Here is a 17,575-nt window from a genome sequence, read left to right on the forward strand (position 1 = left end):
GGGAGAAACGTTGAATTTACAGCGTTTCTCTTATTTTTTTGTTTTAAAATGTTTGAACACCTTTGAACACTTTATGATGAAATACCAAGATTCTGAAAAGCAAGCCTGTCATTCTTCCTCTTATTGACATTCCGCAAGTAATGCAATGTTGTAGCTGTCTCACTATGTCCCATTAAATAACTAAGGGTTGTAAGATTATTTCCGTCAAAAGCTGTTGAAGCATTGTAAAAGCGGATTTTATGACTGGAATGATAAGGAACACCGGCTTCTTTGCAATATTTCTTCAAACGGCGATTAAAGCTGTCTGTTGTCATAATCTCGCCGTTGGGTTCAAAGACATATATTCCATTTGGATTTAATTCCTTTGCTTTGTGAAGAATTTTAAGTGCTTCGTCTGTAAGGAACTGTTTACGGAATCCATGAGAAGTATTTCCTTTCATTTGATTTACTACTTTTACTTTTCGGCTTGAGAATGTTAAATCATCATTCAATGTACGTTCACAGGTCGCCTGTCTGTGAAGATATACAAGCCTGTTATTGTAGTCAATATCTTCCCAACGGATAGCTTTTGTTTCTCCAACACGGATAAAGAGATAGAAAGATAACTGTATTGCAAGAGAATATGGTTCTATGATACACCGAAGATAATTTAATAACTTATGCGTATCATCACGGGAAAATACATTGTCACTTTGTACTTCTACTGGCTTATAGGTAAACTGTTTGAAATTCACATCAGAGACAGGATTATGTGATATAATTTCTTCTTCAATCGCATAACTCATGATTCCATTCAAAACAGAACGGGCATTACTGACTCGCTTGTGCGTGAACTGTCGGTCTTTTGTAGCTTCTCTGAAAAAGCGGATAAGCGTGATTGGTTTGATTTCGCCTATCTTCATTTTAACAAGTTCTGTATCTTTGAAAAATCTATTCCATTCAGATACATATTCTTGAATTGTTTTTGCTTTTACGGAAGTATAATCTCTTTTATACAAAAGCCATTCAGCATATAATTCTTCTAGTGTGACATTCTGACGGTTTTCAGCTTTCTGCTTTTCGATATAAAATCTGATGATTTCTTTTTCAAGGTTCTCTTTACTCTTCCTCTTAACAGGACGGCGTTTGTTAGGTTTGGTTTCATCGGGTAAATAAGTACGCCAGCTTTTTTCTGATTCCGAGTAATAAATTTCATATTTGTGATTCTTCAAGATTTTTTTATTTGCCATAATTTTAAAATCTTTGAAGACTTCATCTGTGGTCATGTTAGCACAGGTGGCTAACGTATTCAATAATGTTATATCTGAAAACGTAACGGGATTATCCATAAGATTCCCCCTTTACGCAAGGATTTTCTTTTTTAATTTTGATGTAGATAACACTGCTGTCCTTTAAGCATGAACCAGTAGATAAGAAAGCGTTGGTATCGTAAATTTGCCTTGTGTATTCTTTCTGAAAGACGATATTTTCTTTTTGTAAGTCATGTAAAATGTCTTCGGTCAGCATGACTTTTGTTTCGTGTGGAACTTTCAGATTTTGAGATTTAAAAAAGGCTTTTTTCTTATGTTCTTTCAAATCAAGGTCTTTTCCAAAATACTTGCTAAGATAACGACCTCTGTTTTCTTTGCTGTCTACATCAATGCGATTGATTTTAATAAATCCATGTGACCATAAATTCTGTAATTTTTCTTTTGCTATATACGGAAAATCAAAGAAAATAACATGATAATGGATTGCTCCACGCTTCTGTTTCTCCCACGTTGCAAGGTATTTTAATAACTGGGTTTTGGTATGGTACAAATAATAATTTAATCGCTGGATAAAATACTTAAATTCACGGTTAGTTATCAGGATTTCCTGAATGTTTTCTTTAAATGTCAGCGTTACAAATTTTGTTTTGTTATCAAAGTTGCAGTCAACAATACGGGCAATATCCCAACGAGCCTGTTCGTAATGTTTCTGCTTGCGTTTTAAACTGTCATATTGCTTATGAGCTGACATTTCATCAAATTTTTTTCGGTTACTTGTGTCTGTTAAATCTGCCTTTTCTTTCGAGTGAATAAAAATAGGGTTTTCGTAAATATATACTTCTTTTGTAGTAGGAGTTTCAATGATTTTCGTATTGTATGCAAAACACTCTTTTGTTTTGCTCACGAATCTCACCTCATATCCCAATTTTTGTAATGAATGTTCCGATTGTTTTCGGAAGATGTTGTTTTATATATCAAGTATAGTTAGAAGAAACTCTTCTCTCATGTAGGTCAGCCAGTCAGCACCTATGACGTTGTCCGGCACTGACTGTCTGACGTGAGAATGATTATTTCATTCCAGCTTTTCTGATATTGTCAGCCTCTGCCTTAACAGAAAGGCGTCCATTGTAGAGACTTGCCCATGTATGTAACCCCTCAAATGAGACAGGAACTTGTCCTTTCTGCTCAAGTTCTTCATTGGAGACAAGCTGGGTATTAGCTCTTACGCCGACCTTGACTTTTTCAAACTTTAACTTTGGAAGAAGAACGGTGTAGTAAAATCCTAATTTTTCCTTTGTAGAAAAGTCTACCCATTCAGAAACTTCTACTAACTGAAACTGTTCTTCCAACTTGTTAGGATTTAAAATAAAGTCATTTCCTCGAATCAATATATCACCTCCTTCGGAATATCTGATTATCAGATATTAAGATATTCATATAATACAACAGAAAAAATATAATGTCAAGAAAAATATCTAAATATCCGATAAAAAGATTGACAGACAAAAAATGTTGAAATATAATGGTGCTTATAAAGGAGGTTCAGTATGAATAAAATAAAAGAACTGCGGAAAGAAAATAATATTACAGTTGCAGAGTTGGCAAAGGAATTAGGGATATCACAAAGTATGCTGACAAATTATGAAAACGGGAATGGAACGCCAAGAGATGAATCCATATGGGAAAAGCTGTCGCAGATATTTGGAGTGAGTAAAAGTCACGTTATGGGATTGACTACAGATATTGAAACGACAAACAAGACAAAGCGGTTGAGAGTGGTCGTGGATATGTCTCAGCCAGTATCCATTCAACCTAAAAGTCAGACAGACCTTGATGTACTGACAAAGCTGGACTTAATAGACAGTGATGATATGGGAGAAGTGCTGAAGTTCTTAGATAAACTTTTAGCCCAAAGCAAATATGAGGGGCGGAGAGAAACACTGATAGAATACGTTGCAGAATAATAAACGTTTCCGAAGCCGTCCACTTGCCCAGCCGACCCGCCGCCCTGTTAGGAACCGTCGCTCTGGGCATCCTGCGGAACGTTAGTTTTTGAAAGAATACGAACAAAAAGGAATATGCATTGCAAGTTTTAAAAGGATAGCAGACAGCACCATGAATGAAGTGTTGTCATGCTATTCTTTTTTGCCATATTCAATCATTACCGTTTTGAAAGGTTCGCTGTGATCCAGTGGAAACCAAGCCGGATAGTAGAGGTTGATTTCAAGGGTGGTGGGTGTTCCATTGATTCGATTATGCTCTGCTTCAATTTCTTGAATGGTATCGTTGATTCCCCAATATTTATAAACAGTCACAGATAATCGGGTATCTCGTGTGTCTTGATTACTAAAGGACATACTGTTAGTGACATGATAATCGGGGAGTCTAATGTAATAATAAATTCCAGCCAGTAAGCAGAGCAATGTAAGTGTTGTTAGTACCTCACTATATAGTGAAAGAATTATTAAATATACTTTGTGTAGGGGTGATATGCATGAATTATGGACATTTGGAATTAAGGATAGAAGAACTGTTGCAAGAAAAAGGTATCAGCAAGAATACCATTTGTAAGGAACTGGATATACCGAGGTCAAATTTTAACAGATATTGCAGAAATGAATTTCAAAGACTGGATGCGAATTTAATCTGTAAATTGTGCCATTATTTTGGCTGTGAAGTCGGAGAAGTGATTATCTATGTAAAAGAATAGTGGAGTGTTGCTGTTAATGGCATGGAGTGAATAAAAGGGTATGCTGAGATATGGAAGTCTCTCATGCCTTTTTTGCTTGTGCATTTTATAAAATAGAATTATACTGTGAGTAGTGGAAACTGGACAAACTAGAATTTGTCGAGCTGGTTAGTTCGAGATAATTTTGAGTTTGTTAAGATGTGGTGCACTTGATGGAATCACAGGTACGACATCATATTATGGAGGATGAAATAGATGATAGGTTTGATTGTTGCGAGGTCAAAGAATAATGTTATAGGCAAGAATGGTAATATACCATGGAAAATAAAGGGAGAACAAAAGCAATTTAGAGAGTTAACAACGGGTAATGTGGTTATTATGGGGCGAAAGTCTTATGAAGAAATCGGTCATCCGTTGCCTAATAGAATGAATATTGTTGTTTCCACCACAACAGAGTATCAAGGAGATAATTTAGTTTCAGTTAAATCATTAGAAGATGCATTATTATTGGCTAAAGGACGAGATGTATACATATCTGGTGGATATGGACTATTTAAGGAAGCTTTGCAAATAGTAGATAAAATGTATATCACAGAAGTAGATTTAAATATTGAAGATGGAGATACATTCTTTCCAGAATTTGATATCAATGATTTTGAAGTTTTGATAGGGGAAACACTTGGTGAGGAAGTGAAATATACGAGAACATTTTATGTAAGGAAAAATGAATTGAGTAGATTTTGGATTTAGGGTGTTTTCATAAATATATTGCTTTTTATGCATATATAAATTGTTGTAAGACAAATTCCAGTTTGAGGGTGGAAATCTTTGAACACTTTTTGAACACCGAGACCGTGATGAAGTCTTCAAAGCCCCTTTCTATCAGTATTTGTGATTATTTGAAACGGTTCGATTCCGGTCTGCGGCATTTGATTTTAACCTCTGTTTCTTTTGAAACAGAGGTTTTTTGCTGTATATTTAACAGAAACAAAAGTGCTGCCGGAACGCAGATTCGTTCCTTCAGCGCTTTTTCTTTTTATATCCGTTTATTCAGAAACCTTTCTGGGCGTTCCTGTGATACGCAGATATTCCGAATCCCAGTCATAAGACGGAGGAAGAAGGGTATGGGGATTTCCCTTTATTTCCTTTGTAGGGGATACCAGACGGCACGAGCCGATATTTCCCTGCATCTCGCCCACAATCACCTTTTTGTCTTCCAGCTTCTTTTTCAGAGTAATGGAAGCACAGTTTCCTGCTGAGAAGCATACGATCTGCCCATCCTTCAGATGGGGTGCAATCCAGTCCGTAATGGCCTCGTGGCGTTTTGCCATAGCAGAGACAAGCACTACCTCAGCCTCCACCAGGGCTTCCTCTACATCAAACGTAATGCTGTAGATCACCGCATGGCCGGTTCCGCAGCTGCCAACCAAATCCACACCATTCCCATCTGCCTGAATGGCCTTTAAGCAAGTTATGTGCCAACATATTTACTCTCAAAAATCAGGGAAAAGCGGCATTTTTATCCAGATATGGGCATTAGAAGGATAATTTTTTGATATGAATATTGTTTTTCTTCCATCACGAACGATTATTTTTTAAAAAAGGGTACTGCAAACTCAATGTTTCCGTTTGCAATACCCTTTGAAATATTTTATGCAATTTCCTGCTCAAACTCCTCTACTGTAGAGGCCCTGGCAGCCTTTTTAAGCCATACCCCCAGCGTCTCCAGATCCGTTTCGCTGCGGATTCGCTTTTCCAAAGTTTCCGAAATTGGGCCTATATCATACCTTCTGCATTTCCCTTCTCAATTCCGACCGATAAAATGCTCATTTTTACGCCCTCCCATTCTTCTGATTCCTTTACCTCAGATACAACCTGATCCAGCTTTAAAGCACTTCCTCCCCACCCACAAACCGCGACTCGATCACCGGATAAAACGCCTCTGGCCGGGACACGAAGACAGCGCCACCATATGGCGGCATGATAACTTTCAACATCCCATTTTCCACACGGTAAAACACGATTCCTGCGTTATACCCATCCTCAAAGGTCAAGATCGGCCTGCCAAGGATCATATCGTCCGTAATTCCCAGCTGCCATACAGGGATCTCCATCACAGCCGGTTCGGGGCGGTTGGATATCACGGTAATGGTCTGGTGATCCCCGCTCATTCTTCCGTAGGCGATCTGATGCCGTCCTGCAAAAAGAGGTTTCAGCGCGCCTTTGCGCAGCGCCGGAATCCGCTTGTGGATTCCGGTCATATACCGGTGAAATTCAATCAGTTCCAGATCCTCCTTCCCCCAGGGATAGGTTCTTCTGCTGTCAGGGTCTGTCCATCCGCAGACGCCCGCTTCATCACCGTAATACAGAGTCGGAGCTCCGGGCCAGGTCATCTGGATGACTACAGCCTCCCTGAGAACCGGCTTTTTCACATGCTCCGAGGCACGCTCCGGCCCCATATTCCCCAAACGTCCTACAATCTGGTTCGTCCGGGTAAGAAAGCGGGAATGGTCGTGGTTGGAAAGCTGGTTCATGGCCGTGAAAATCGTATTTGTCTGCATCCGGCTCATGTGGTAATTCATTGCTCTGAAAAACGCCTCTCCATCGCCGTAAAGAGCGCCGTTATAACCGTCGCTGTGCTTCTCCATCCCTGTCAAAAACCAGGTCACGGGCTCCATAAACGCATCATAATTCATAATGGAATCCCACTGATCCCCCTGAAGCCAGCTGGCGGGATCGCCATAGTGCTCCGCCAGGATCAGAACCTCCGGATTTACTTCCTTTACAGCCTTTCGAAACATCTGCCAGAACGTATGGTTATACTCTGCCGTATGCCCCAGGTCAGCCGCCACATCCAGACGCCAGCCGTCTACGCTGTAAGGCGGGGAAATCCATTTTTTTGCCACATTTAAAATGTATTTTACCAGCTTTTCAGAACCCTCATAATTAAGCTTAGGCAGCGTATCATGACCCCACCAGCCGTCGTACGTCCTGTTTCTTGGCCATGCTTCATCACTGTCGTCGTGAAACTGGAAAAAGCTGTGGTACGGGCTGTCCTTGGCAAGATATGCTCCCGGCTCATAATCTCCGGAACGCTCGTAAATCTCCTCCACATCCAGCCATTTATTAAAGGAACCGCAGTGGTTAAACACACCATCCAGAATCACCTTCATTCCCCGTCTGTGGATCTCCTCAACCAGCTCCGCAAACAGGGCGTCGCTGGCTTCCAGATTTTCTCTGGCTGCCGCACGGGTCACATACCGCTCCGCCTGTCGGTTGTCCGTTCCATTTTTATCCACCAGCTTTCCTCCGTCTTTGACAATCCGGCCAAAATGAGGATCAATGTGCTCATAATCCTGGCAGTCATACTTATGGTTAGACGGCGATACAAAAACAGGGTTCAGATAAATAGCCTCCACTCCCAGGCTCTGTATATAATCCAGCTTGTCCCCGACACCTTTTAAATCTCCGCCGTAAAAGCAGCCTACATCCATGGTAGACGGATTTCTCCCCCAGTCTTTTACCCGGTATACAGGCTTTCCGATATATACATATTCCATAGATTCCACATCATTGTCCGGATCTCCATTGCAGAAGCGGTCTGTAAAAATCTGGTACATCACTGCTCCCTTAGCCCAGTCAGGCGTATAAAATCCCGGTGTGATTTTGAAATTAAATTCCGGATCTGCCTCATCCACCGGACCCAAACGGTTATACAGGCAGATCTCCTTATTCTTTTTCACTTTAAAATGATAAAGCACTTGATCGGAAGCTACTACGATCTCGTGCTCATAATAATCAAAATATGGATCAGAAGCTGTCTTCTTCATAACAGCCTCCTTCTCCCCTTCTATATAATATACCTGATCCGCGTCCGCTTTTGCGGTACGCAGCCGCAGACGTACCCGTTCCCCTTCTTTCGGCTCCATAGGGCTGCGGTAATCCTCTGTTTCTGCTGAAAACAGCGCCTCCCGATTGATCTTATTTGTTCCCTCTTCTTTCACAATGAATTCCTTACCTTTTCATAATGATTCATACTATTTTGAATTAGCATCTCTATTGTATCTGAATTTACTTAAATATACAAGGAAAATCCCGCAATCCGGTGAATGTCCCACGCGCACAAAGCCCGGATTTTCCTCATTGTTTTTATAAAGTGAAAAGCCTGGCGGGGTAGCCAGGCTTTTCAGGAGAAGGTATTTCGTTTCTTATGGGGTGTAGCAAAAACTATATAATGTATTGGGGGGGTTACGTCTATTATAATAGCACAGGCGGAGAAAAAAGTGTGCACAAACATGCATTTTTTTCTCCGCCCTTTACAGTCAAAATAACGATTGAATTTCGCAAATACGAATCAAGCTCCGTTTTTATGCTCAAAACGTTTCTGTTTTTTCTCAAACAAATGAAATCTAGCCTTTATGCCTTTACTTCAGTCTCAGCAAAAAGGCCCTCAAACTCATCCTGTCCGATCTTTTCCTTCTCGATCAGAAGAGCCGCACAGGAATGAAGCACATCCTCATGGTCGCAGATGATCTGCTTTGCCTTTGCATAGCATTCGTCTACAATCCTCTTTACTTCCTCGTCAATGACATCTGCAATTCCATTTCCATAAGACTTGGTATGCGCCAGATCACGGCCGATAAATACCTCATCCTCATCACTGCCGTACCGGATCATTCCCACACGTTCGGACATACCGTACTGGGTCACCATAGCTCTTGCCAGCTGAGTGGCCTGCTTGATATCCTGAGAAGCGCCGGTTGTCACATCCTTAAAGATCAGCTCCTCTGCAATGCGTCCGCCCAGATCCACCATGATGCTCTGAAGCATACGGCCTCTGGTGTTGAACATCTCATCCTTTTCCGGAAGAGGCATGGTGTAGCCTGCAGCCCCCATACCGGTAGGGATAATGGAAACCGTATGAACCGGCCCCACATCCGGAAGCACATGGAACAGGATCGCGTGGCCTGCCTCATGGTAAGCTGTGATCTTTTTATCCTTTTCGGAAATAACCTTGCTCCTTTTTTCAGCTCCGATCCCCACCTTTACAAAAGCCCGGTCAATATCATTTTGACGGATAAAACGGCGGTTTTCTCTTGCAGAAAGGATTGCTGCCTCATTCATCAGGTTTTCCAGATCCGCGCCTGTAAAGCCGGAGGTCGTCTGAGCTACCCGGTGCAGATCCACGTCCTCTCCCAGGGGCTTTTCCTTGGAATGAACCTTTAAGATCTCTTCCCTTCCCTTTACATCCGGCCGTCCCACAGCAACCTTGCGGTCAAACCGGCCGGGACGCAGGATCGCAGGATCCAGGATATCTACACGGTTGGTAGCCGCCATGACAATAATTCCCTCGTTGATCCCAAAACCATCCATCTCTACCAGAAGCTGGTTTAAGGTCTGCTCTCTCTCATCATGGCCTCCGCCCATACCGGTTCCTCTGCGGCGGGCTACTGCATCGATCTCGTCGATAAATACAATACAGGGAGCATTCTTCTTAGCTTCTTCAAAAAGGTCGCGGACACGGGATGCACCTACACCTACAAACATTTCCACAAAATCAGAACCGGAAATAGAGAAAAACGGAACTCCAGCTTCTCCGGCCACTGCCTTGGCAAGAAGGGTTTTTCCTGTTCCCGGAGGGCCTACAAGAAGAAGTCCCTTGGGGATCCTGGCTCCCACGCTGGTATATTTCTGAGGATTCTTCAGGAAATCAACTACTTCTTCCAGTTCTTCCTTCTCCTCCTCAAGTCCTGCTACCCGTGAAAAGTTCACTTTGCTGTCACGGCTGAGCCTTGCGCGGCTTCTGCCGAAATTCATCATTCTGGCATTTGCTCCGTTCCCGGCCGCCCCGCGGTTCATCATCGTAATAATCACAATTACCACAACAATAGAAAGGAGAAACGGCATCACAACAGTAAGCATGGTATTTTCCTGCGGTACGCCTTCTACTGCATAATCAATGTTGCGGTCCCTGAGCAGCTGTTCTACTTCCTTTACATCCGAAACGTTCTGACGGGCGATCCGGTCTCCCTCCAGAGTCAGGGTTACTGTACCCGTAGGTGCCTGGGGATTCTGGCTGATTACCGCCTCCTCCACCTTTTCCGTATCGAGAACCTGTAAAAACTCCTGATAAGTAAGCCTGTCTCCTGACCCTGCCGTAGACGTAAATTTAAACGCAAAGGCCAGCAGTACCAGCATCATAATGAGAAATACAAATCCTCTGAATGTCTGCTGCTGTCTCAATGTCTGCCTCCTTCAATCAAATGATGTAATACTCTGTACATACCAAAGGACATCAGTCCTCCTGCTCTACTACTCCGATGTAGGGCAGATTTCTGTACTTCTGGTCAAAATCCAGACCGTATCCCACTACGAACTCATCCGGAATGGTAAAACAGGTATAGTCTACCTTTACCTGCTTCTTCACACGTCGCTCCGGCTTGTCAAGAAGGGTGCACAGACGGATATCCGCCGGGCCTCTCTGTTTTAATACCTCGATCAGATATGCCAGTGTCTGGCCGGAATCAATAATATCCTCCACAATGAGAACATGTTTCCCCTCCAGCGGCTCATCCAGATCCTTGATGATACGCACTACACCGCTGGATACAGTGCCTGAGCCGTAGCTGGATACAGACATAAAGTCCATGGATACGGGAATGGTCAGTCTCTTGGCCAGTTCACAGGTAAAGAACACGCCTCCCTTTAAAATACAGATCAGATGGACGTGCTTTCCCTCATAATCTCTGTTAATAAGCTCTGCTACCTCATTGATTCTCTCGTCTACTTCCTTCTCTGTGAGCAATACGCGGATCTTATCTGCCATGATTTTATCCTCCGTTTTTAATCTTTTCTTTTTGCAGGCAGCTTCCTTTCCTCACTGTCGGGAAGTTCTGCCTGAAATACTCTTTTTGTCGCTTCGTCTATCTTGTAATCGCTGCTGATGCGGTATCCGATAACCCACATCACACGGTTTCCGTCTGCCAGAACAGGAATCCGGTCACGAAGCTCAGAAGGGATTTTTTCATCGATCATATACCTTCTGAGAGGCTTGTGAACCCCTGGCGAAAGGGCCAGCTCATCTCCTGGCTGTCTGGTCCTGATAACGGGCGTACCCTTTATTTTATCACAGTCAAACCATTTCGTATACATATTTTTAGGAATTGAAAGGCCTTTTTTGTAAGAAAATACAGTAAAAACCGGCTTTGGAAGAAAATCCAGCCCTTCTGATGCCCCCTCTTTCTCCCTGTTCTTCCCAGAAAATGCTTTTATTCCCCCAATCCGTATCCCCCCATATTCTCTCCTGGCCTCAAGACCATACGGAAGATCGATCCGGCGTCCTGGCTGCCGGTCAAACAGCTCCGCAGCAGCCTGACCGTGAACCAGTCCCAGATCCTTTGATGAACCAGCCAGCTCCTTTAAAACCTCCATCACTGCGTACAGCTGTAAAATGGCATCGGCCTCTTTGAACGGTTTTTCCGGCAGAAAAATGCTCCTGGTTCCATTATTCTCATCCAACGCCCATATCTCAAGCCACCGTCCTGCCTGCTGCCTTAAATAGCTGTCCGCCATTGCCGCCAGCTTTCCCATGCGCAGGATATTGGCCCCGGCTCCAGGATTGATCCGTTTCTCCACCGCCGGAAGGATCTCCCTGCGGATGCGGTTTCTGGTATAATGGTCTGTATGATTGGTGGAATCCTCCTTCCATGAAAACCCTCTCTCCCTCAGGTATTCCCGTATTTCTTCTCCGCTTACATCCAAAAGAGGACGGATCACATTTCCACGCACATAAGGCATCCCCTTTAACCCTCCCAGGCCGCTGCCGCGAAACAGGTTATATAAAATGGTTTCTGCCTGATCCCCGCTGTGATGGGCCACTGCTGTTTTCACTGAGGAGGTGCCTGCCCCTGGCTCCTCTGATTCCCACTTTTTTCCTTCTGACTCAAAGCTTTCATACCGCAGGATACGACCTGCCTCCTCTTCTGAAATCCCCTCTCTGTCCGCCAGTCCCCTTACATCTGCATAAATAAGGGAAAAAGGCACGGAAAGCTCCCGGCAGAGTTCCTCTGCAAACCGGCTGTCCCGGTCCGCCTCCTCTCCCCGCAGCCCATGATGGACATGAACGGCCCTCAGCCGAATTCCCAGAATATCTCTCAACTGAACTAGGATCCGCAGCAGGCATACCGAATCTGCGCCGCCGGACAGCGCCGCCATCACCCGGTCTCCCGGCTTCACCATATGATGTTCTTTTATCGTCTTTCTGACCCGTTCTGTCAGCTTATCCATTGTCTTCTCTTTCTACTCCTTTTTCCAGATTCCTGCTGTAAGCACGGTCATATCATCTCTGGCTCCCGGCACGAAGGAAAGGGCAAATTCCAAAATCCGTTCTGCCATCTCCTGGGGCGGCATAAAGTCCAGACTTTCCAGAAACTGGCACATAGCCTGCTCCTTATCCTCTCCCGGAAGGGCATCTAACACCCCGTCTGTCACCATGATAATGTGATCCCCATCCCACAGCTTTCTGGACAGCATCACCGGCTCCGCTTCACTTAAAATCCCTGCCGGAACCTGCCCTGCTTCCAAAACCTCTGCCCCCTCCTGTCCCAGCACAAAGGTAGGCGCTGCCCCCAGCTTCATAACATCCAGCACTCCTGTGTACAGATCCACGCAGCTCATGTCCAGAGCCGCCGGATGCTGCTCCGTTCCTGCCAGTAAAAGCACGGCATTTACCAGCTTAAAGGCTGCTCTGGGTCCAAAACCTGCTTCCAAAAGGTTTTCCGTCAGTTCTACCACTTGTCCGCTTTCCTCACAGGCCGGCTCACCGCAGCCCATGCCGTCGCAGAGACTGATCATGGCCTGACTTCCCGGACTTTCGCAGAAGGTATAATTATCCCCGGAACACCGTTCCCCCTGCTTCGGCACTCTGGCTGCCCCGTAAAGGAGCTGATACTCCCCATCCTCCTCAAAACGCACGGTTCCGCTCTGTCTTGTGATAATGCTGCGGCTGTCCTTTGCAGGGTTCCACCTCGTCCCGGGGATCACCTCGCTCATAAGCTCTGAGGCATCCTTTGCAGTCATGCACCGTCCGTTGGTGGTGCGGGCTGTAACATAAGCCTCTCTTCTTCCGCTTTCATACTCCAGGATGAGCATATTTTCCACCGCCACATGGCACCTGCGGAACAGCTTTTTCATTATGTATCCATATTCCTCCGTTATATCTGCCGCCTGATCGATCTGATGAGAAAATTCTCCCAGGATCAGGGACAGCTCGCGAAACTGGGATACCACTGCGTCACGGCTTTCCAGAAAACGGTTCTTCCAGGACAGATTCATGGCAGCACGGGCCAGACTGCGGTTTAACTGGGCCAGATAATCCTCTTTTTTGCGGCAGCCGGCCAGAAAAGGGCGGGGCATGTCCTCCTTTTCGATCTGTCCTTTCTGTTCAAATGCCCGGAGAAGATAATACAGATAATAACTGTCCTCCCGCTCACTCTCTGCATAAATACCGCATTGGCTGCAGTCCTGGCACACCATGGATGCGGAAGTCTGCATAGCAGCCAGCCCGTCATCTCTTGTCAGGCTTCCTGTCTTGTGCATCCCCTCGTCAAAAGCTTTTGCCAGCCGCTCCATGGATCTTGCCATATCCTCCAATTTCCTGGCTGTATAATAATTTACATCTGATCTGCTTCTTACTTCCCGTCTTCCCGACAACAAAAAAATCCCTCCAATCTGCGCTGACGGACTTCCAATACCAAAAAGCCCGCCTCTTATCCAGTATACGCAGACCGGAGAGGAAATATCTGTCATATTCAGTTAAAGGGTGCAAAAATCCTTCGACCCCATTCGACACACGACTTACTGTCTGGGCTTTAAAAGGATCTCATCCGGATTTACCAGACCCAGCTTTTCCTTTGCTACTTCTTCTGCATACTGCTTGGTCTGTACATAAATTTTGTATTCCTCAAGCTCTCTGGTCCTGTTTTCCTCATCCTGGACCTGACGGGCCAAATCCGCTTCCTTCTGTCTGTAATCCAGGTCTGCCTGCTTTAAAGAAGCCCCTTTTGCATTTACAGCCACAGCAAGAGAAATGACTACCATAGTTATACCTATGATTGCCATCCGATTTTCCCATTTGCCGCGTCTTAAACGCTTTGACCTCCCATAATATGCCATCCCTGTTCTCCTGACTCCCGCTCTCTACGATCCGGAATTATCCTTTCTTGTTATTTTAAACCATCTGCTAAACTTTTTCAAGCACCGGAAGAAGATACGGCTCACAAAACGATCATATGCCGCCATACCTAAAAATACACCTGCTACGGCATAAAACCGAAAGCTTCCGTCATTCTGTTCATACAGCAGCATAAATACGGCTCCTCCAGCATAGATCCAGTAAAAAAAATCTTCCATTCCCATAAAAAGGGAATTATGATGGATCAAAAGGCGCAGCAGCCTTAAGCTGTCATAGACGATCATAAGCCATCCTCCCATAACCAGGCTCAAGCCTGTAAGAAGAAGCTCATAGCGGATACGCTCGCTCATCTGCCCCCACCTCCTATCACTTAAAGAGGCGGGCAAACAGGGATTCTCCCGACCGCCGCAATGCTTCATTGGAACTGTAGGCAAAGCTTTCCACCGTTCCGTCCAGATCTACCTCTCCCTTTTCCAGAGTCAGACGGTTCACATGGAGATCCTTTCCCCGAATCGTCAAAAGTCCCATATCGGTATCCAGCACCACCTCATTTTCATCAAAGGACACACAGTCTGATACTCCGGTAATTCCGGCAGTCTTGCGATCCTGAATGGTGATCCGGTGGGGCCGGATGCTGCCAAGCGTTTCTTCCATACAAAAACCTCCCCATATATTCAGTTTAAGGGCAGTCCCTAAACCTAATATATGGGGAGGCGGGCCATTGTATGCCACAGCCTGTTCCGAACCCCGGCCATCAGACCTTTGACCTACAGATAACGGAACAGTTCCTTTGCTTCATCCTTTTTTACAGTTTCCTGTACATCCAGAACCTCAGCTCTTACAGCCTTTGCTCCGAACTGGATCTCGATAATATCGCCTGTTTTTACATTTAAGGACGCCTTAGCCGGTTTATCATTGACCAGGACGCGTCCTGCGTCGCAGGCTTCATTGGCTACAGTCCTGCGTTTGATCAGGCGGGAAACCTTAAGAAACTTGTCAAGTCTCATGAATTATTTATTAACCTCATCCTTTAATGCCTTGCCGGCCTTAAACTTTGGTGTCTTGGAAGCTGCGATGGTCATAGCCTCGCCTGTCTTGGGGTTTCTTCCCTCTCTTGCAGGTCTCTCAGCAACCTCAAAGTTACCAAATCCAACTAACTGTACCTTGCCGCCGTTTACTAACTCCTCAGTTACAACATCTGTGAACGCTTTAACTGCCTTCTCAGCATCCTTCTTGGAAATCTCTGCCTTCTCAGCAACTGCTGCGATAAACTCTGTCTTATTCATCAATTTTTCCTCCTAGATGACGGGAGTCCTGAAATGAAAGCGCCACCCGGCGCAGACCCGTTTTAAACAGTCCTTCAGGAATCCGCTTCTTTCGATAATGTCAGTTTTTACCTTATCATTTATATCTGTTTTGTTCAGATTTGTCAAGGTTTTTCAGTCTTCATCCGCTTTATTACTTTAAGTCTTGTAAATTCCTCTCTTTCCTTCTCCTCAAGGGCATTGGAAATGGTTCTGGAAAGCGCTTCATAATGGGGAATTGTGATGTTTTTTAAGGCATTGGCGCGCTTCTGGGTTTTCTTGATGGAATTAGCCAGGCGATAGGCAGAATTTTCCACCATGGAAAGCTTGATCGTAAGCTCCTTCACCCGTTCAAAGTGCTGTCTGGCAATGTCCAGAGACTCTGAAGTGTTATTAAAACCGTAAGCCACCTTCATAGGCCCCTGTTCATGACGCACCAGAGGGATTTCCGTTCCCATAATACTTCGTGCCTTGATCCCTACGCCGTCATCTACAGGCATGGACATGCCGATCTCCTGGACATAGTTGATCCCAAGCTCAATATTCGCTTCCTGGAGAGCCTGGTACGCAGCCGTAAACACAGCGTCGATCTCCGACTGGATTCCCTTTGCCTCATCAATTAACCCCATCAGCTCCCGGATCAGGATATTTCTCTTTTTATCCATAAGACCATAGCCCATAGTGGCAAGCTTCAGGGAATTTTTAGCCGCGATCAGATTTCCTTTGGTGGGAAATGTATTCGGATCCATGCTGCGTCACCTCACCTTTTCTCGTAAAACTGATCCAGAACCTTTGTATCAATACGGTCCAGTTCCTCTCTCGGAAGCATCCGAAGAAGCTCCCAGCCGATATCCAGGGTTTCTGTCATGGAACGGTTCTCATAGTGGGTCTGGCCGATAAAACGGCTCTCAAACTCCCGTCCGAATTCCAGATACTTTTTATCAAGAGGCGACAGCTCGTCCTCACCGATTACAGAAGCCAGCGCTCTTGCGTCTCCCACCTTGGCATAGCAGGAGAAAAGCTGGTTTGCCACATCCTGATGATCTGCCCTGGTATAGCCCTCTCCGATGCCGTCCTTCATCAGACGGGACAGGGACGGAAGAACGCTGATGGGCGGATATACAGACTGGCTGTTTAACTGCCGGTCCAAAACGATCTGCCCTTCTGTGATATATCCCGTCAGGTCAGGGATGGGATGGGTAATATCATCATTGGGCATAGTCAAAATAGGGATCTGAGTCACAGAGCCGTGACGGCCTGCCACAATCCCCGCTCTCTCGTAAAGAGAAGCCAGATCACTGTAGAGGTAGCCTGGGAATCCCTTTCTGGAAGGGATCTCACCCTTGGATGAGGAAACCTCACGCAGCGCCTCCGCATAGGAGGTCATATCCGTCAGGATAACCAGAATATGCATCCCCTTCTCATAGGCCAGGTATTCTGCCAGAGTCAGGGCGATCTTGGGAGTGATCAGCCTCTCTACCACCGGATCGTTTGCTAGATTGATAAACATGGCAACGTGCTCGGAAACGCCGCTCTCCTCAAAGGTTCTGCGGAAGAAATCCGCCACGTCATGCTTTACGCCCATAGCTCCGAAAACAATGGCAAAGGACTCATCCGAACCTTCTCCCAGAGACGCCTGCTGTACGATCTGGGCTGCCAGCTGGTCATGGGGAAGGCCGTTTCCTGAAAAGATCGGCAGCTTCTGTCCCCGGATCAGGGTCGTAAGCCCGTCAATGGCGGAGATGCCTGTGCGGATGTAGTTTCTGGGATATTCTCTGGAAACGGGATTTAGGGGCTGTCCGTTGATATCCAGACGCACATCGGAAATAATGTCTCCCAACCCGTCAATGGGTTCTCCGATTCCGTTAAAGGTCCGTCCCAGCATCTCCTCAGACACGGCAATCTCCATAGGATGTCCCGTAAGCCTTGTATGGGTATTCCGCAGAGCCATACCGTCTGTCCCCTCAAAAACCTGAATAATTGCCTTATCTCCATATATTTCGATAATACGGCCGATCTTTTTCGTGTTTCCGGCTACGGTCATTTCCACGATCTCATCATATGCCGCATTCTGAACGCCCTCCAGAACCACCAGAGGGCCATTGATCTCACTTAAACCTAAATATTCAACTGCCATCTG

20 protein-coding genes are annotated in these 17,575 nt (G+C 45.3%); 3 read left to right on the top strand and 17 right to left on the bottom strand.

What is annotated here, in order from left to right; all coding sequences use genetic code 11:
- Positions 1 to 71: 71 nt before the first annotated feature.
- The 3 genes from BN3656_RS05770 to BN3656_RS05780 all read right to left on the bottom strand — a co-directional run bounded on the left by BN3656_RS05770 (position 72) and on the right by BN3656_RS05780 (position 2,638).
- Positions 72 to 1,328 carry a tyrosine-type recombinase/integrase gene (locus BN3656_RS05770; protein ID WP_004845968.1) on the bottom strand — a complete coding sequence of 419 codons (1,257 nt, stop codon included), beginning with the start codon at positions 1,326 to 1,328 and terminating at the stop codon, positions 72 to 74.
- Positions 1,321 to 2,154, bottom strand: a complete 834-nt coding sequence (locus BN3656_RS05775; protein WP_173794097.1) for a Rep protein — start codon at positions 2,152 to 2,154, stop codon at positions 1,321 to 1,323. Before BN3656_RS05775 ends, BN3656_RS05770 begins: the two co-directional genes overlap by 8 nt.
- 163 nt (positions 2,155 to 2,317) lie before the next feature.
- Positions 2,318 to 2,638, bottom strand: coding sequence for a hypothetical protein (locus BN3656_RS05780; RefSeq protein WP_033143689.1), 321 nt, complete (start codon positions 2,636 to 2,638; stop codon positions 2,318 to 2,320).
- Positions 2,639 to 2,797: 159 nt separating this feature from the next.
- On the opposite strand from BN3656_RS05780, the gene BN3656_RS05785 reads away from it, so the two are divergent.
- The gene (locus BN3656_RS05785) at positions 2,798 to 3,214 is read left to right on the top strand and encodes a helix-turn-helix transcriptional regulator (RefSeq protein ID WP_066545110.1); all 417 of its coding nucleotides are present in this window, start codon (positions 2,798 to 2,800) and stop codon (positions 3,212 to 3,214) included.
- 171 nt (positions 3,215 to 3,385) lie between these two features.
- Here BN3656_RS05785 and BN3656_RS16795 read toward each other — a convergent pair whose 3' ends face one another.
- A complete protein-coding gene (locus BN3656_RS16795; protein ID WP_235816115.1) occupies positions 3,386 to 3,565 on the bottom strand; it encodes a hypothetical protein in 180 nt (59 codons plus the stop codon).
- Positions 3,566 to 3,744: 179 nt separating this feature from the next.
- Between BN3656_RS16795 and BN3656_RS05795 the strand changes: the two genes are divergently transcribed.
- Complete coding sequence (locus tag BN3656_RS05795; protein ID WP_066545111.1) at positions 3,745 to 3,960, top strand: helix-turn-helix transcriptional regulator; 216 nt, start codon at positions 3,745 to 3,747, stop codon at positions 3,958 to 3,960.
- Positions 3,961 to 4,194: 234 nt separating this feature from the next.
- Positions 4,195 to 4,689, top strand: a complete 495-nt coding sequence (gene dfrF / locus BN3656_RS05800; protein WP_002322211.1) for a trimethoprim-resistant dihydrofolate reductase DfrF — start codon at positions 4,195 to 4,197, stop codon at positions 4,687 to 4,689.
- A 296-nt stretch (positions 4,690 to 4,985) separates the two neighbouring features.
- On the opposite strand, the gene BN3656_RS05805 is transcribed toward dfrF, so the two are convergent.
- The 13 genes from BN3656_RS05805 to BN3656_RS05865 form a co-directional block, all read right to left on the bottom strand.
- Positions 4,986 to 5,375 carry a hypothetical protein gene (locus tag BN3656_RS05805; RefSeq protein WP_066545113.1) on the bottom strand — a complete coding sequence of 130 codons (390 nt, stop codon included), beginning with the start codon at positions 5,373 to 5,375 and terminating at the stop codon, positions 4,986 to 4,988.
- Positions 5,376 to 5,825: 450 nt separating this feature from the next.
- A complete protein-coding gene (locus BN3656_RS05810) occupies positions 5,826 to 7,943 on the bottom strand; it encodes a glycoside hydrolase family 13 protein (RefSeq protein ID WP_066545118.1) in 2,118 nt (705 codons plus the stop codon).
- A gap of 412 nt (positions 7,944 to 8,355) precedes the next feature.
- Positions 8,356 to 10,182 carry an ATP-dependent zinc metalloprotease FtsH gene (ftsH, locus tag BN3656_RS05815; protein WP_066545121.1) on the bottom strand — a complete coding sequence of 609 codons (1,827 nt, stop codon included), beginning with the start codon at positions 10,180 to 10,182 and terminating at the stop codon, positions 8,356 to 8,358.
- A 52-nt stretch (positions 10,183 to 10,234) separates the two neighbouring features.
- Complete coding sequence (hpt, locus tag BN3656_RS05820) at positions 10,235 to 10,765, bottom strand: hypoxanthine phosphoribosyltransferase (RefSeq protein WP_066545123.1); 531 nt, start codon at positions 10,763 to 10,765, stop codon at positions 10,235 to 10,237.
- A 17-nt stretch (positions 10,766 to 10,782) separates the two neighbouring features.
- A complete protein-coding gene (tilS, locus tag BN3656_RS05825; RefSeq protein WP_066545124.1) occupies positions 10,783 to 12,225 on the bottom strand; it encodes a tRNA lysidine(34) synthetase TilS in 1,443 nt (480 codons plus the stop codon).
- Positions 12,226 to 12,237: 12 nt separating this feature from the next.
- Positions 12,238 to 13,653: a SpoIIE family protein phosphatase gene (locus BN3656_RS05830; RefSeq protein ID WP_334302641.1), complete on the bottom strand. Its 1,416-nt coding sequence runs from the start codon at positions 13,651 to 13,653 to the stop codon at positions 12,238 to 12,240.
- Between the two features lie 141 nt (positions 13,654 to 13,794).
- Positions 13,795 to 14,112, bottom strand: a complete 318-nt coding sequence (locus BN3656_RS05835; protein ID WP_066545126.1) for a septum formation initiator — start codon at positions 14,110 to 14,112, stop codon at positions 13,795 to 13,797.
- Positions 14,113 to 14,136: 24 nt separating this feature from the next.
- Positions 14,137 to 14,481, bottom strand: coding sequence for a spore cortex biosynthesis protein YabQ (yabQ, locus tag BN3656_RS05840; protein ID WP_066545127.1), 345 nt, complete (start codon positions 14,479 to 14,481; stop codon positions 14,137 to 14,139).
- Between the two features lie 16 nt (positions 14,482 to 14,497).
- Positions 14,498 to 14,785, bottom strand: a complete 288-nt coding sequence (gene yabP / locus BN3656_RS05845) for a sporulation protein YabP (protein ID WP_066545128.1) — start codon at positions 14,783 to 14,785, stop codon at positions 14,498 to 14,500.
- 113 nt (positions 14,786 to 14,898) lie between these two features.
- A complete protein-coding gene (locus BN3656_RS05850) occupies positions 14,899 to 15,138 on the bottom strand; it encodes an RNA-binding S4 domain-containing protein (RefSeq protein ID WP_066545130.1) in 240 nt (79 codons plus the stop codon).
- Between the two features lie 3 nt (positions 15,139 to 15,141).
- The gene (locus tag BN3656_RS05855; RefSeq protein WP_066545132.1) at positions 15,142 to 15,417 is read right to left on the bottom strand and encodes an HU family DNA-binding protein; all 276 of its coding nucleotides are present in this window, start codon (positions 15,415 to 15,417) and stop codon (positions 15,142 to 15,144) included.
- Between the two features lie 143 nt (positions 15,418 to 15,560).
- Positions 15,561 to 16,184 (bottom strand): V-type ATP synthase subunit D, encoded by a 624-nt coding sequence (locus tag BN3656_RS05860; RefSeq protein ID WP_066545133.1) that lies wholly within the window; start codon positions 16,182 to 16,184, stop codon positions 15,561 to 15,563.
- 11 nt (positions 16,185 to 16,195) lie between these two features.
- Positions 16,196 to 17,572, bottom strand: a complete 1,377-nt coding sequence (locus BN3656_RS05865) for a V-type ATP synthase subunit B (RefSeq protein ID WP_066545138.1) — start codon at positions 17,570 to 17,572, stop codon at positions 16,196 to 16,198.
- Between the last annotated feature and the right edge of the window lie 3 nt (positions 17,573 to 17,575).

It is taken from the genome of Clostridium sp. AT4, assembly GCF_001517625.2.
In the GTDB taxonomy this organism is placed as follows: Bacteria; Bacillota; Clostridia; order Lachnospirales; family Lachnospiraceae; genus Enterocloster.